General features: G+C 60.6%; 12 protein-coding genes. 6 read left to right on the top strand and 6 right to left on the bottom strand.

From position 1 onward, the window contains the following. The first annotated feature begins 164 nt into the window (after positions 1–164). Together LPW11_RS20095 and acs are read left to right on the top strand one after the other, a co-directional pair. Positions 165–1,013: an MBL fold metallo-hydrolase gene (locus LPW11_RS20095; protein ID WP_230995646.1), complete on the top strand. Its 849-nt coding sequence runs from the start codon at positions 165–167 to the stop codon at positions 1,011–1,013. A gap of 123 nt (positions 1,014–1,136) precedes the next feature. Next, complete coding sequence (gene acs, locus LPW11_RS20090) at positions 1,137–3,179, top strand: acetate--CoA ligase (RefSeq protein ID WP_230995645.1); 2,043 nt, start codon at positions 1,137–1,139, stop codon at positions 3,177–3,179. Between the two features lie 255 nt (positions 3,180–3,434). Here the strand turns inward: acs and LPW11_RS20085 are convergent, their stop codons facing one another. Continuing rightward, a complete protein-coding gene (locus tag LPW11_RS20085) occupies positions 3,435–5,552 on the bottom strand; it encodes a PAS domain S-box protein (protein ID WP_230995644.1) in 2,118 nt (705 codons plus the stop codon). A gap of 272 nt (positions 5,553–5,824) precedes the next feature. Between LPW11_RS20085 and LPW11_RS20080 the strand changes: the two genes are divergently transcribed. Together LPW11_RS20080 and LPW11_RS20075 are read left to right on the top strand one after the other, a co-directional pair. Further along, positions 5,825–7,093, top strand: a complete 1,269-nt coding sequence (locus tag LPW11_RS20080) for a M16 family metallopeptidase (RefSeq protein ID WP_230995643.1) — start codon at positions 5,825–5,827, stop codon at positions 7,091–7,093. 812 nt (positions 7,094–7,905) lie between these two features. Continuing rightward, positions 7,906–8,220: an ArsR/SmtB family transcription factor gene (locus tag LPW11_RS20075; protein WP_230995642.1), complete on the top strand. Its 315-nt coding sequence runs from the start codon at positions 7,906–7,908 to the stop codon at positions 8,218–8,220. Between the two features lie 12 nt (positions 8,221–8,232). Here LPW11_RS20075 and LPW11_RS20070 read toward each other — a convergent pair whose 3' ends face one another. The 4 genes from LPW11_RS20070 to LPW11_RS20055 all read right to left on the bottom strand — a co-directional run bounded on the left by LPW11_RS20070 (position 8,233) and on the right by LPW11_RS20055 (position 12,593). Then, complete coding sequence (locus tag LPW11_RS20070) at positions 8,233–9,015, bottom strand: OBAP family protein (protein WP_230995641.1); 783 nt, start codon at positions 9,013–9,015, stop codon at positions 8,233–8,235. A 340-nt stretch (positions 9,016–9,355) separates the two neighbouring features. Then, a complete protein-coding gene (locus LPW11_RS20065; protein WP_230995640.1) occupies positions 9,356–9,892 on the bottom strand; it encodes a shikimate kinase in 537 nt (178 codons plus the stop codon). Positions 9,893–9,970: 78 nt separating this feature from the next. Then, positions 9,971–10,417 (bottom strand): PaaI family thioesterase, encoded by a 447-nt coding sequence (locus LPW11_RS20060; protein WP_230995639.1) that lies wholly within the window; start codon positions 10,415–10,417, stop codon positions 9,971–9,973. A 127-nt stretch (positions 10,418–10,544) separates the two neighbouring features. Then, positions 10,545–12,593, bottom strand: coding sequence for a PilZ domain-containing protein (locus LPW11_RS20055; protein ID WP_230995638.1), 2,049 nt, complete (start codon positions 12,591–12,593; stop codon positions 10,545–10,547). 470 nt (positions 12,594–13,063) lie between these two features. Here LPW11_RS20055 and LPW11_RS20050 point away from each other — a divergent pair, with 470 nt between their 5' ends. Both LPW11_RS20050 and LPW11_RS20045 read left to right on the top strand, forming a co-directional pair. Next, positions 13,064–13,411: a 4a-hydroxytetrahydrobiopterin dehydratase gene (locus tag LPW11_RS20050; protein ID WP_230995637.1), complete on the top strand. Its 348-nt coding sequence runs from the start codon at positions 13,064–13,066 to the stop codon at positions 13,409–13,411. Between the two features lie 51 nt (positions 13,412–13,462). After that, positions 13,463–14,002 (top strand): THUMP domain-containing protein, encoded by a 540-nt coding sequence (locus LPW11_RS20045; RefSeq protein WP_230995636.1) that lies wholly within the window; start codon positions 13,463–13,465, stop codon positions 14,000–14,002. 80 nt (positions 14,003–14,082) lie between these two features. Here the strand turns inward: LPW11_RS20045 and LPW11_RS20040 are convergent, their stop codons facing one another. Continuing rightward, on the bottom strand, positions 14,083–14,382 hold the full coding sequence (locus tag LPW11_RS20040) for a DUF2325 domain-containing protein (RefSeq protein ID WP_230995635.1): 300 nt from the start codon (positions 14,380–14,382) through the stop codon (positions 14,083–14,085). Positions 14,383–14,467 lie beyond the last annotated feature (85 nt).

Here is a 14,467-nt window from a genome sequence, read left to right as displayed (position 1 = left end):
CGTTCATATCTCGCCCGTCCTGTCCGTGCGGCCGCCCGGAGATCCTCCTGCCAAAGGAGCCATCTCTTTCCTGAGCATCTCCGATGCAGGTGCCAAGGTACTGCCATGGTAAACTCTTATTAACAACGACAGGCAGTCGCGTTTGCAGCAGCACGGAGGCGGCAGTGGTTACATCTCATAGGGTGGAGGTGTTATCTTCACCCGGCAGTGACGACCCGAACCTTGGCTCCATTTTTTTTATCGGAACAGCGACCACCCTCATCACTGGTGGTGGTTTCACCATCCTTACTGATCCCAATTTCCTCCATGCAGGTGACCACGCCCATCTCGGATACGGTCTCACCTCCCGTCGCCGAACCAACCCCGCTCGCGAAATAGAAGACCTCCCCCCCCTCGATGTCTGTCTCCTGTCGCATCTGCACGGCGACCATTGGGACCACATCGCACAGGCGAAGCTTTCGAAGGATCTTCCGATAGTGACGACGGTGCATGCGGCGAGGGTGCTGGGGCAGCGCGGCTTCAGGAGGACGATCGGCCTTGGGACCTGGGACGAGGCGGTTCTGTCTCAAGGGGATCGCTGGCTGAGGGTGACGTCGATGCCAGGGCGGCACGGGCCGGGGGTGGTGAATTCTCTCCTGCCACCGGTCATGGGGAGCATGCTCGAATGGGGGAGCGGCGAGGGTGAGCCCACCTTCCGCCTCTACATCTCCGGCGACACTCTGGTCGGCGAGCACTTGATGGAGATACCCCACAGGTACCCGAAAGTGAACCTTGGGCTCTTTCACCTCGGCGGAACGCGAATTCTGGGCGTCCTGGTGACGATGGATGCGGAGGAAGGGATCAAGGCGATCCGCATCATCAACGCCGACAAGAATATCCCGATACATTACAACGACTACCGGGTGTTCAAGTCGTCGCTGGAAGCGTTTGTGATAGCGGTCAGGGTAGCGGGACTGGAAGGGAAGGTTCTCTACCTCACCCATGGCGACACGTACGAGTTCCGCATTCCTTGAGAAATGGCATTCACCGCCGGGATGGCGTGCGGCTTGTCCCGGCCTACACCCTACATGCCGCACGGGGAGTTCTGACGTCCGCATCTGCCGCCCGTTTGCATGACGGTAAAGGAGGAGAGAACCATGAAGACAGCAAGGGATGAACGGGTATCGGAAGCGGAGATAGCGGTTCACTGGCAGGAAGAGGAGTACTACCAGCCACCGGTCCCCTTCATAAAACAGGCGAATCTGGCGGACCCGGCGATATACGAGCGCTTTGCACCGGAGAGGTTTCCGGCCTGCTTTGCGGAGTACGCAGAGCTTCTCGACTGGTACCGGCGCTGGGACACGGTCCTCGACAGCAGCCACCCCCCTTTCTGGCGCTGGTTCGTCGGGGGAAGGCTGAACGCGAGTTACAACTGCATCGACCGGCATCTCGCGCGCTTCAAGAACAAGGCGGCCCTGCACTTCGTGCCAGAGCCGGAGGACGAACCGATTCACCATGTGACGTACCAGGAGCTGTCGTACCGGGTGAACGAGTTTGCCACCCTGCTCAGGGAAGTGGCGAGGGTGAAGAAGGGGGACCGCGTGACGCTGCACCTCCCGATGGTGGCGGAGCTGCCGATCGCCATGCTCGCCTGCGCCCGCATCGGCGCGATCCACTCCCAGGTTTTCAGCGGCTACAGCGCAAAAAGCCTCGCCGACCGGATCATCGACGCCGGCAGCAGCGTCCTCATCACCATGGATGCCTACTACCGTGGGGGGAGGCTCCTCGATCACAAGGCAGGTGCAGACCAGGCGGTGGAACTGGCCGAAAACGGAGGCCAGCGCATCGAAAAGGTGCTTGTGTGGGAGCGCTATCCCGGTCGCTACTCCAGCAAGGCGCCGCTGGTCGAGGGGCGCGACTGCCTGGTGAACGAGATGCTGAAGGGGTACCATGGCTGCCGCGTCAAGCCGGAGGAGAGCGCGGCGGAAGACCCTCTCTTTCTGATGTACACCAGCGGCACCACCGGCCGCCCGAAGGGATGCCAGCACAGTACCGGGGGGTATCTCTCCTACGTCACCGGGACCGCGAAGTACGTGGAGGACATACATCCGGAGGACGTCTACTGGTGCATGGCGGATATCGGCTGGATCACCGGTCACTCCTACATCGTCTACGGCCCCCTGGCGCTGGCGGCGTCGGTGGTGATCTACGAAGGGCTGCCGACCTGGCCGGATGCCGGGCGGCCGTGGCGCATCGCACAGGAGCTCGACGTGAACATCTTCCACACCTCGCCGACGGCGATTCGCGGGCTGCGCCGGGCAGGGCCAGACGAGCCGGCGAAGTACGACTACCACTTCAAGCTCATGACAACGGTAGGGGAGGCGATCGAGCCGGAGGTGTGGCGCTGGTATCACGATGTCGTGGGGAAAGGGGAGGCGGTCATCGTCGACACCTGGTGGCAGACCGAGACAGGCGGATTTCTGACCAGCACCATGCCGGCGATCCACCCGATGAAGCCGGGGAGCACGGGGCCTGCCATGCCGGGGATCTATCCGGTGATCCTCGACGACGAAGGGCGGGAGATCCCGGAGGGATCGGGGCGGGCCGGGAATATCTGCATCAGCAACCCCTGGCCGGGGTGCTTCCAGACGATCTGGAAGGATCCCGGGCGCTTCGTCGCGCAGTACTATGCCCGCTATTGCCGTGACCCCGAGAGCACGGACTGGCGAGACTGGCCCTACATGTCCGGGGACGGCGCCATGCAGGGGGAGGACGGGTATTACCGCATCCTCGGGCGGATAGACGACGTCATCAATGTGGCTGGGCACCGGCTCGGTGCGAAGGAAATAGAGTCCGCCGCGCTCAGTGTCGCCGAAGTCGCGGAAGCCGCCGTCGTGCCGGTGGCGGATGAGATAAAGGGGAGGATGCCGGAGCTCTACGTGTCGCTAAAGCCCGGGTTTACCCCTGGCGAGGATGTGAGGCAGCGGGTGACCGCGGCTGTGACGGCGGAGATAGGGCCATTTGCACGCCCGAAGCAGGTCATAATGGTGCCGGACATGCCGAAGACCCGCTCCGGAAAGATCATGCGCCGGGTGCTCGCCGCGCTCTCCAACGGAGAAGATCCTGGAGACGTCACCACTCTTGCAAATCCGGAGGTGGTGGAGGAGATCAGGCAGATCCGGAACGCCCTCTCCGGGTAATGCGTTATAGGTGCGACACTCAGGGGACGAGGCGTTTGTGCAGTCCTCTAAGTGGAAAAGGCCCGGCATCAGGTTCCCCCCTTCATGAAGGCTCTTCCGAGAATTCCGGGGAAGCCGTAGTATGTTTCAATGAAGGCCGCACGAGGCCTCGCGTCCCCCCCTTTGCGAAGGGGGGGACGTTAGGCGTTCTGCAGTGCTTCGTGGCAATGTACTTACGCTCCCCCGGCATTTCTGGATGAACCTGCCTAGCGCCCCTTACACCTGCACCGGTAATTCCAGGGTAAAGGTGGCACCCCGTCCCGGACCGGCGCTTACTGCGGTCAGGGTCCCCCCCATCTCGCTGGCGGCAAGGGCGCAGCTGTGCAGCCCGAAGCCGTGCCCGTCCTTTTTCGTGGTGAAACCGTGGGCGAAGATGCGGGTCAGGTTCTCCTCGCAGATCCCTTCACCGACGTCCTGCACTGCAATCTGCAAGGCGCGCCCCCCCTCCTTCTCCGCCAGGCGCAGCCGCAGCGTCAGGATCTGCTCCCGGTCGGTAACCTTCCCCATGGCGTGCTTTGCGTTGCGGATCAGATTGACGAGGATCATCATGATGCGCGCCTTGTCGAGGGGGATCTCCGGGACGTCGCGAAAATCCCTCACCACCGTGACCGTGTGCCTTGTCAGCGACTCCGCGTTCATGCGTAGCGCGTCCTCCAGGAGGGTGCGGACCTGCACCATCTCAACCAGCGTGGAGGCTCCCGCATACGATTGCTGGGTCGCCACGATATCCTTTATGTGGTCGATGCTCCTCGAAATCCTCCCCACCTCTTCGAGTATCTCTTGCTGCTCCGCCGAGAGTGTCGTGGCGAGCTTCTCCAGGTAGTCCGGGAGGAGCTTCCCTTTTGGGTCATTGAGAAGAAAGTCCGGGAGGCGCTCCGCATTCGCCTTCAGCATCGTGCTTGCTTTCGTGAGACCCGCCACTTTCGAGGCGTGCACCCGCGCCTGCAAGCTCCCCGCAGAGACGTTGACGCTGTTTAGCACGTTTCCTATGTTGTGCAGCATATTCGTGGCGATCTCGGCCATCCCCGCGTGCCGGGCGCTGTCCAGGAGTTTTGTCTGCGCCTCTCTCAACTCCGTTATGTCGGAGAGGATGCCGACAAACTCGGTTATCGTCCCCTTTGCGTCGCGCACGGCCGTAAGGGACATCCATCCGGGGAAGAGGGTGCCGTCGGCGCGTCGGTACCATACTTCCCCCTGCCACTCGCCGAGGGTGAGGAGCGCGTGCACCTGTGACTTGTAGAACTCCATAGGGTGCCGGTCGGATCTCAGGAAGCTCGGATGCTGCCCGAGCACTTCGGCGCGCGGATACCCCGTGATCTGCTCAAAGGCGCTGTTGGCGTCGATTATTGCGCCTTCCGGGGTGGTGACGACGATACCTTCGCTTGTGGTCTCGTACACCTTTGCCGCCAGGCGCACCCCCTCGGTGGCGCGTCTCTGGGCCGACACGAGGGAGGCAAGGAGGTAGCCGAAGACGGCGACTCCGGCGAGTATGAGCTGCAGCCCGAAGATGGCGATGAAGGCGGTCTCCTGCGGTTCCTTTGCGACGCGCAGGACCGCTCCACCGACCGTTGCTGTTGCAAAGAGAAAGACGGCGCCTGCCATGGCGGTTGTCGGGAAGCGGTAGGCAATCCACAAGAAGAGGATCAGTACCGCGACGACCAGCGGTTCATGCGCCTCGTGGGAGAGCGTCGGCCCCTGCCACAGAAACGCTGCACAGGCGAGTGCCGCGAGGGTGGCTGCGAACTCGAGGCGGCGGACTCCACCGGCGGCCGCGGACCAGTCATCAAGGGTGCAGATCAGAAAGGGGGCCACCAGCACGATGCCGACAGCGCAGGAGCCGAACCAGGTGATCAGGAGCGAGAGGTAGAGAGGAGCGGGGATGACCCCGAATGAGACGTAGGCGGTGACACCAATTGCAGCGGAAAGTAACGAGGCAACGAGGGAACCGATCAGAAGACGCGCAACGCTCCTTATTTCGAGCCTGCGCAAGGCGCTGGCGCCCCCGGTCATCATCTTGTAGCAGAGGTATTCGCTCCCGGAGTTGGCGATCGCCACCAGTATTCCGGCGGTGAGGGGCGTCCCCATCCTGCAGTCCAGGGCAAGTGAGCCGATGAAGGCGCCTGCGGCAGGCCACCTCCCGAAACGGAGGAGCGCCGCAACGGTGATCCCGGAGGGGAGCCACACGGTCGTTATCGCTCCGTTTGGGGGGGCGCCGAGGGCTACGATGGCGCGCCCGGTGACGTAGTACGCAGCGGCAACGCCGGAGACGATCAGCAGAGTGCGGACGATCCGCAGAAGAAATGCTCTCTTTTCCAGTCTCGGCTCTCTTGTCATGAAGCCCATCCCTCAGGAAGAATCCGGGTTACCCGGTGCACTCCTTATCGACCGCAGGGGAGGAAACTTTTGCTTTTAATGCAAGTCACGGGACGGCATCAGGCTGCAGCGCGAAAGGCGATCTTTGATAACGGTGGCACGCAGCACCTCTGACGCGGTATCATTAAAGCAAAGGACTTCATCTCCGGAGGCTGAGACAGCCTGATCTAACCCAGCGTGACCCGCTCCTTCTCCTTTCGTGAGAGGGATTCGGATATAGACAAGGAGCAACCATGACAACACCGAGGTTACCGGACGTGCAGATGACGACCCTCTCAAACGGCATCCGCGTCGCGACGCAGCAGGTGAACATGCAGGGCGCCGCCATCGGGATCCGCATAGAGAGCAGCACGAGAAACGAGGAGCCCGACACCGGCGGCGCCTCCCACTTCATAGAGCATCTTCTCTTCAAGGGGACGGAAAAGCGCAGTGCAGACAGGATCATGGACGAATTCAACGCCCTCGGCGCGCGTGCCAACGCCTACACGAGCCAGGAGGAAGTCTTCTACTACGCCGTGTGCCTCGCTTCCACCATCCCTCAGGTCTTCGAGATCCTGGCGGACATGTACGTCAACGCGTCCTTTCCCACCAAGGAGGTCGACAAGGAGCGCGGCGTCGTGCTGCAGGAAATCTCCATGAACTTCGACAACCCGAACCGCTTCCTGTACAACCAGTTCCACCAGGGGTACTGGATCGGGCACCCGGTGGGGCTTCCGATCCTTGGCACCGCCGAAACCATAAGCTCCATCGCGCGCGACCGGCTGGTGGCGCACAAGCTCATCAACTACCTTGCCAACGGCACAATCGTGTCGGTGGCGGGAAACGTGGAGCATGCACCGATCGTGGAGCTTGCTGAGCGCCTCCTGGGCCAGCTCCCGGTCGGAGCCCTCCCGTCGCGCCCCTCCCACCCCGCGTGGCAGCCGGCCCTGCGGCAGAAGGCGCATCACACCCGCCCCATGGAGCAGACGCAGTTCTACATGGGATACCCGATTCCCCCTGCCGGGAGCGCGCAGCGTCACGCACTCGCGGTGCTGAACCAGATTCTCGGATCCGGGATGAACTCGAGGCTTTTCCGCGAGGTACGCGAGCGGCGCTCGCTGGCCTACTCGGTGTACTCGCATCTGCAGTTCTACAGCGATACCGGGGCACTCCTGATCTACGCTGCAACCGGCCCTGAGCGCGCGGAGGAGGCGGTGAAGGTCTCCCATGGGGAGATCATGAAGCTGTGCGATGAGATGGTGGGGGAGGATACGCTGCGTGACGCAAAAGAGCAGCTGCGGTGCAACCGGCTGATGGCGCTGGACGACTGCGAGATCCAGATGAGGCGCATCTCCAACAACGTGTCGATACTGGGTGCTCCGGAACCGATAGCGTTTTCTCTCGAGGCACTCGAAGCGGTCACCGCCGAGGACGTCCGCTCCCTCGCACAGCAGCTCTTCGGCACCGTCGTCCCGCGCGTCGAGTCCGTCGGACCGGGGGAAGGGCCGGTATTGCCGGAGTGATATGGAATCAGGGACACGCGTTCCTGCTTTGCACCCGGAAATTCAGGGAGCCGGAGTACGTTGCCATAAGCGCTGTACGCGAACCAGCGTTCCCTCCGTTGCGAAGGCTCATCCGAGAATTCCGGGGCAGCGTGGGGCCAGTGCCACGAAGCACCGCACGAGGCCTCGCGTTCCCCCCTTTGCGAAGGGGGGACAGGGGGGATTTGACTTGGCCGGAAGCGTCCTGCAAAGTGCGCAACTGCTGTAGTCTCAAGCACTTTCCTTGAGTCCACTTTCAAAGAACTGGTGGGGGCCTATGTCGTTGATTTTTAGATGCCGCAGCACTGTTGTTCGACGACCCAGATGTACTGTTACCGGGCTGGCACTTCTGGAGGAGACTTGAAGATCAAATCCCCCCTGCCCCCCCTTCGCAAAGTGTCTTCCGGGAATTCCGGGGAACGCCCTGCGATGGCGGCGCAGCCGGCACAGACCGCGCGGCTGGCGCCGCGGTACAGGCTGGGAAGCCTGTGCTCCAGTGCGGCGCCACTAGTGTCCCCTCACCTCAACGGAAGAGACCGGGCTCCATTCCCGGAATTCCCGGATGAACCTTCGCAAAGGGGGGACAAGGCGATTTGCTCTTCCGGGCGCCGCGCTGATGAACCTTGAACGAGGGGAGAGGGGAGGAAGGTGGTAGAGAAAACTGTAATAAATAAAAGTTTGTATTCCGGGCGTGGCCAAGAAAAAGGATGATCTCGCAGCGCAAACATGCTAATTATCCCGACCTGAAGAAGGCGTCAGAGCCGACGCCATCTCGTGTTTTGGAAGGAGTTGCAATGAACGACCTGATCGAGTGGCGGGCCGACATCCTGAACGCCCTGGGACAACCGACCCGCCTGAAGATCATCGAGTGCCTGCGTGACGGGGAACGGAGCGTCTGCGACATCTCCTCAGCGATCGGTGAGGAACAATACCCGGTGCACCGCCACCTGAACCTCATGCTTGCCGCCGGCATTCTGAGCCGCAGCCGCGAGGGGCTGAAGATTTTCTATGCCATCAAGCATCCTGAGGTCCTCTCTATCGCCGATCTCGCGGCAGAGATGATGCTGAGGGAAGCCGGGCTCCCCCTCCCTTGGCAGGAGGAGCACTGACTCTCTCTTTCCCTATTTGCCGGCTTCCACCTTCCGGGCAGGAACGACTAAATCTCCTGTCCGCTTCCTTCTCCCTTCTGTAAGTGTCACCTGCGGCGCGGGACCGTTCTGCCACGCGTCCGCCCCCGGCACCGGCTTCGGCGTCGGGATGTCCGCCCTGTTCTTCTTGTGCTCCGCAGAGTCGACCTTGAGGAGCCGGTCCCTTTCCTGCATAACCTGCGGCTTCATCTGCCCGTCCGCTGTAAATCCCATCATCAATATCGGTATGCCGAGCGGCAGGGGATCGTACGCCGACTCCCAGGTATGCCACGTCTTTCCGTAGGTGCTTACGATCTTCTCCATCAGCTGGTGCTCGACGGCAAGAGGTATACCCGGAGCTACCAGCGTCCCCGACTTCACCTCGTATCTGTGGCTGTGCCAGAGCTTTCGCTCCTCCTCCGGCAGGGTGCCGAAGAGGCGTTCGCTCACGATGTATTCAATGCCGATGAGGCGTGAGTTCTTGTCGTTTCCGTCATAGAGGACGCACTGCGTCAGTTCTTCGCTCAGCCCCGAGCAGTAGTGGTACGCGGTCATCTGGTGGGTCATGTCGCCGGAATGGAAGTGGAAGCCGTTCAGGTACATGCTCATCGCCTTCAGTGGAGACCTCTCCTGGATGAGCTTTGCTCCTGCTTCGAGCGCCTTTGTCCTTGTGGTCTTCTCGGCGCCGGGGATCTGTTTCCCCGGCTCGGCATGAGCAGGGGTGAGGGTGGCGAGTAAAAGTATGATGGCGAGCCGAAGTGTATGTCGTCTCTGCATGAGTCCCCCCGCATGAGTGTGGGCACCTTTCGTGCCATCGAAGCCTTGTCGCCATGAATTTATAGCAGATATTTAATGTGGAGCAATCGCGGTGAAATCCTGACAGATGGTTGCGGAAAAGGAGGGGGCGAGGATGTTTTGCGGTGTGTGGATGTAGGCCGGGATAAGCCCAGGCGTTCCCGGCGTCGGCGCCAGCCGATGGAGCTGGCGAGGTCTGCCGGAAACGCTCCGCTTATTCCGGCCTACATGGTCTTGCATTCTGGTGGAAGGCGCCAGCCGATGGAGCTGCCGGGATCTGCCGGAAACGCTGCGCTTATTCCGGCCTACATTGGTACATTGGCTACATTGTCCGGGTGAGGGGGGAGGGGGGGGCGGCGAGGAGATCTTCTATCTGCTTGCACACCTCCTCGTGCGTCAGGGCGTCACAGTGGACTGTGAGGTCTGCGTACCTGGTGTAGAGGGCGAAGCGCTCGGCAAAGAGGTCGTCGATGGTCTGATCGGGGCGTTTTGCGAGCCCTCTGGTGGTGTAGTCGCGGACTCGCGCTTTCAGGGTGGCCAGGCGTACGTCGAGAAAGACCGCCAGGCCGTTCCGTTTAAGATGTGTCATGGCGGCATCGCTGTACACCGCGCTCCCTCCGGTGGCGATGACGTGGCCGCGGCAGGAGAGGCCGACCAGGATCTTCTCTTCGATCTTGCGCAGCTCGAGGTACCCCTCGTTGTCGACGACCGATTGCAGAGTTCGCCCGATGGCGGTCTGGATGACGACATCGGTGTCGACGAAGTTGCGGGAGATCCGCTTTGCCAGCACGACGCCGACCGTGCTCTTCCCCGAGCCGGGCATGCCGATGAGAATGATGTTTGTGTCGGGGTGTGGCATGGTGAGCTCCTTTTTTCCTCGGGCACACCAAGATTGTAGGGGATAGGTACTTCCCCGGCAAATGCCGACGAGCCAGGATCATCCCCCCCGCTTTACCCTGAAGAGTGAAGTGAAGGTCGCGGCCTTCACGTCGTTCTCGTCGAAGACCTCGGCGACCCCTTCTATCGTCCGCTCGTCCTTCATGCTCGTCGTCGCGACGGCACGGACGGTGCCGCCGGTAACAGGTGCGTGAAATTTGAGGGCGAGGCTCATGGTGACGAAGTGGGTCCCTTCCGGGAGTAGACTCTTTATCGCCATGGCGACCGCCGTGTCGGCAAGGGCGGTGATAGCTCCGCCATGCATAAGCCCCTTCCCCTGGGCGAGCTTTGCCTGGAACGGCATGCTCAAAAGCGCCTTCCCCTCCCGTGCTTCCTCGATCTTCATGCCGAGGTACTCCTCAAAGGGAGCACAGGCGATCCAGCCGGGGAGTTGGAAGGGGAGCGGCTCCCCCCGGATGATCTTCTCCTCGTAGATGTCCTCGTACACTCGCCACCTCCATTGACTACAGCAGGCAAAAAAACTCCCGCCCCTCGGTGAAAGGGCAGGAGAATATGATTGCATGGCAACGTAGCCGACTACGCCTGTGGAGTCAAGCGCTATGCGAGGGGGATGGCTAGTGCTTCACCGTCTTGATCAGGCGGTCCAGATAGGAGAAGTACTCGTCCGTGTGGTTCATGCTGAGCACCCAGAGGTTGTACGTCTTTTCGTACTCGATCTCCTGGGCGTCGGCGTATGCGGCGGGGTAGAGGAGGACCGGCATCTCCTCCTGCTCGAACTTGTGCACCAGTTGCTTCAGCACCGGTTGCAGCAGCTCCTTGGAGAGCTCTTCCTGGTCCAGCACGAAGACCTTTATACAGTTGGTGAGATCCGACATGTTGAGGCCGACGTCCGAGAGAACGACCGTCACCACCGCAAGGAGGTGCCCCCCCTTTTTTCTCAGCGACAGGAGGTGTCTCTCCCTCTTGAAGTCGATCGCTGCGTACTCGCGGGCAATGTCCTCGTCCGCCGAATCATTGGGGTGCAGGTCGAGGGCGTCGATCATCAGTCCGCCGGAGTGGTTTTCGTAGAAGCGGGAGAGCTCGCGCAGGTCTTCGTGGGTGGCGGGAGTAAGCTGCCACTCCTCGCTCTCCTCGGCGGGCGCCGCATTCTCGTCGCGCTGCACATGGAGGTAGGCCATCGGATCGAGGGAACTCGCCTGCGGGTCTTTCAGATGCCTCGCCACGCCGCCGAAGACGCGGTGCGGGAACTTGTTGTCCGGACGGTAGTAGCAAAAGACGTAATCGAGGTGGATCGAATGGAGCCTGTGCGAATCGTTTATGAAGCGGCCGATCTGGTTCAGCACCACGAGCCCGGCGCGGTTCGACTCCACCTTGCTCGCGGCGTGGTGGTGAATGAGCCAGGCGTTCTCGTAGAAGCGCACCATGGCCATGTGGCCGAGAATCGATCCCTTGTCCTGGTAGATGAAGTGACGCGCGATACGCGGGCTCGCCGTGTAGAGCTTCTCGTAGAGGCTTCTGAATTTGGCCTTGTTCGCCTTGATGAAGGCGTATTTCTTGGGGTAAATGAATCCGGTCTCGAAGAAGAACTGCCACAGCTTGTCCATGTCCACCCGGTTGTTCAGGTAGGAGTTCCGCTCGTGCACCTGGTACAGCAGGGAGAGGAGGTTCACGTGATCCTGTACGTCCATGTCCAGAATGGCCAGGCCGCAGCGCACCACGTCCTCTTCCTCGATGACCTTCCTGAACACCACCTGCACCCTGCAGCGGGTCGCGAAGCTGTTCCCGAAGTTGAGCTCCGCCTCCGGCACCACGAGCCCCGGGACGAGCACGGAGTTCTCCACGCTCTCCTCGACGGAGAAGCCGGTGCCGGAGATATCGACGATCTTCAGGTCGACGATCTTGTCGGTGAGGGGATGATCGAAGACGACGTTGGGGGAGGGGAGGAGCTGCTGGCGCGTCGAGCGGTAGGCCTTGGTGCGGAACCGCGGCTTGTGCTGCCCGTCCGGCTCAAGCACGAAGCTGCGCTCACGCGCCCCGTGCGACTGCTTCACGATGTGGCAGATTGCTGAGTAGTACGTTTCCTTCCCGTCGGAAAATGAGACCACCACCGGGGACTCGTGGTCGATCCACTGGAATGTCTGGGGGGGCTTGGCCTGCAGGTCGACGCGGAAGTGGACGGCGTTGAAGTCGGCGAGGGTTCCCGTAAAGACGGCGCTGTTCTGGGAGAGCTGCACCGAAATACCGCTGCACTGGTGCCTTCTCATCTTGCGGTAGCTCAGCTCCCGCCCCGTCTCCGGGAGTCGTACTGTGATACCGGTTGCGTCGACCTTGACGACCGTCGGCTCGATAACTACCAGCTTGTGGCCGTCTACAATGAAGAGATTTTCGAAGTTGCTTGATTTAAGTTTTTTCTCTATGTCTTCTGTATCAACCCAGTAACAGTGCAGGGTGTCATCTTCACAGGGCTGCGGCTTTGCTTCGAGCGTTACATTTTGAAAGTATCTCTTGTGTTTGAAGTTGACGAGAACTGTGCCGTCCTGAAAGTTAACATAGTTCAGACGGTTAATCAGGCGTTGCCTGTTGATTTGCTTCTCGTTGTCCTGGCGGAAAGGAAGGTTTGAATCAGGCTTTACAAAATGTAATAGCTTTCTGGCCGTTTCCATAATGCTCCAGTTGCTGTATCAGCCTTTGATTGTATCAGATTTAATGGGGAATAGTAGAGTAGGGTAAACATTAGGCGGATCAACTTGAGGCATGGTATCACAGGGAACATCACGGTTTCTCCATAAAAATTTAAAATAAGATCTGCCTTGGAAAAGGGCGCAGTCATTTTCGCAAACCCGGCCTGAGGGGAAATGCCTGAAGCTTCGCTGGGAGCGGCTCCGCGAAAGAGTGCCCCGTACAGACCTCCTCAGGGTTAATTAACAAAAAGTCACACCCCTTTTTTCAGCAACGGTACATGCAGCTCCAAGCGTGCTGCCGAGGAAAAGTGGCGTAGTTACGCCTGCTTTTGGCAGGGCTTAGAAGTCATGCCCACGACACGTGTGGCGTCGGCATCGCATGGTATAGTGAAGTGTGGTACCGATTCGAGCGGCCGGCGGCCGGCGAGCCTGCCGTCCAAGGAGGATTGCCAGTGGGAAATGAAGTGTGCGATCTCTCGCAGAAGCACTGCACTCCATGCGAAGAAGGTGGGGCGCCCCTGGGGCTCGAGGAGGCGCAGCGCCTCCTTTCGAAACTTTCCGGATGGGAGTTGGGGGAGAAGGGCATTTCCAAGAAATACGACTTCAAGAACTACTACCAGACCATCGCCTTTGTGAATGCGATTGCCTGGATCGCGCACGCCGAGGGGCATCACCCGGACCTGGAGGTCTCGTATCGCTCATGCCTGGTCCGCTACACCACCCATGCGGTGAGGGGGCTCTCGGAAAACGACTTCATCTGCGCGGCGCGGGTGGACGCGCTCTTTGGCAAAGAGGCCTGACACGACTCGCGGGGAAGTAGCGTTCCCTGCCACAGATATCTGGAGGATGACATGAATGACTGGAACGTTGTGGTGACGGTCTACGAAGGGGGGTACAACCACGCCCGGAGGGTTCTTGAGCCTTACGGGCCGGTAGCGAAGAGTGATTTTTTCAACGTGCTCCTGATGCGCGTGGAGGACCCGCGGCGCCTCCTCGACGCCATCACGGAGGAGGCTGCGCGGGAACCTGCGAAGTTGCATGCGATCGCACGCCTGATGCCCGTGCTGCAGACCTTCACCTTCCAGTCACCGATGGATTTCGAACAGAAGGCCCGCAACGCGGTGACGGCCTGGTTGCCGTCTCTGGAAGGGAAGAGATTTCACCTGCGGATGCATCGCCGCGGCTTCAAGGGAAAGCTCTCCACGATGGACGAGGAGCGCTTTCTCGACACCTATCTTCTTGAGGCTCTCCAGATGGCGGGGATGCCCGCCCGTATCTCCTTCGACAACCCCGACGTGATCATCGCCCTTGAAACTGTCGGCCCCCGCGCCGGGCTCTCCCTCTGGACCCGCGAGGAACTGCAGCGCTATCAGCTGCTCCATCTAGATTAACTACATCCTTAAGGGGGTGAACCGGCGCCCTGCCGGTTCGCCAGCAGCGGAGAGGGCGCCTTACCTATAAACTCTTCCCTTTAGGCTGCGCAGGCAGCGTTGTTTTTGAAGCAATCGAGGCACTCGCGCAAGGTGCAAACGCCGCAGGAATGTCGCAGCAGGACCGGGATCCCGTTTGCCTTCGCGGCTTTCATCGCCTCGATCTTCGCCCGATGCGAGACCTTGTTGGTGAAGACCACCATGGCATCGACGTGCTTCAGCTTGGAAACGAGATTTACCTCGCTTTGGCTGAAGACCCTCAGTTCGACCCCCGCATGTGCCCCTTCCTCGAGATAATGCTTCCCTATGCGGTCAATTCCCCCTATGAGTGCAACACACATGACTCCCTCCGGTCCTACAGTATTCGTTGGTATTTCGCTGTCCGCTATCGCTCATGACATTCCTGCAGCACACGTCCTTCCAGCT

It is taken from the genome of Geomonas sp. RF6, assembly GCF_021044625.1.
In the GTDB taxonomy this organism is placed as follows: domain Bacteria; phylum Desulfobacterota; class Desulfuromonadia; order Geobacterales; family Geobacteraceae; genus RF6.
The sequence above is the reverse complement of the archived record's forward strand: the minus strand, read 5'-3'. Positions and strand labels throughout refer to the sequence as shown.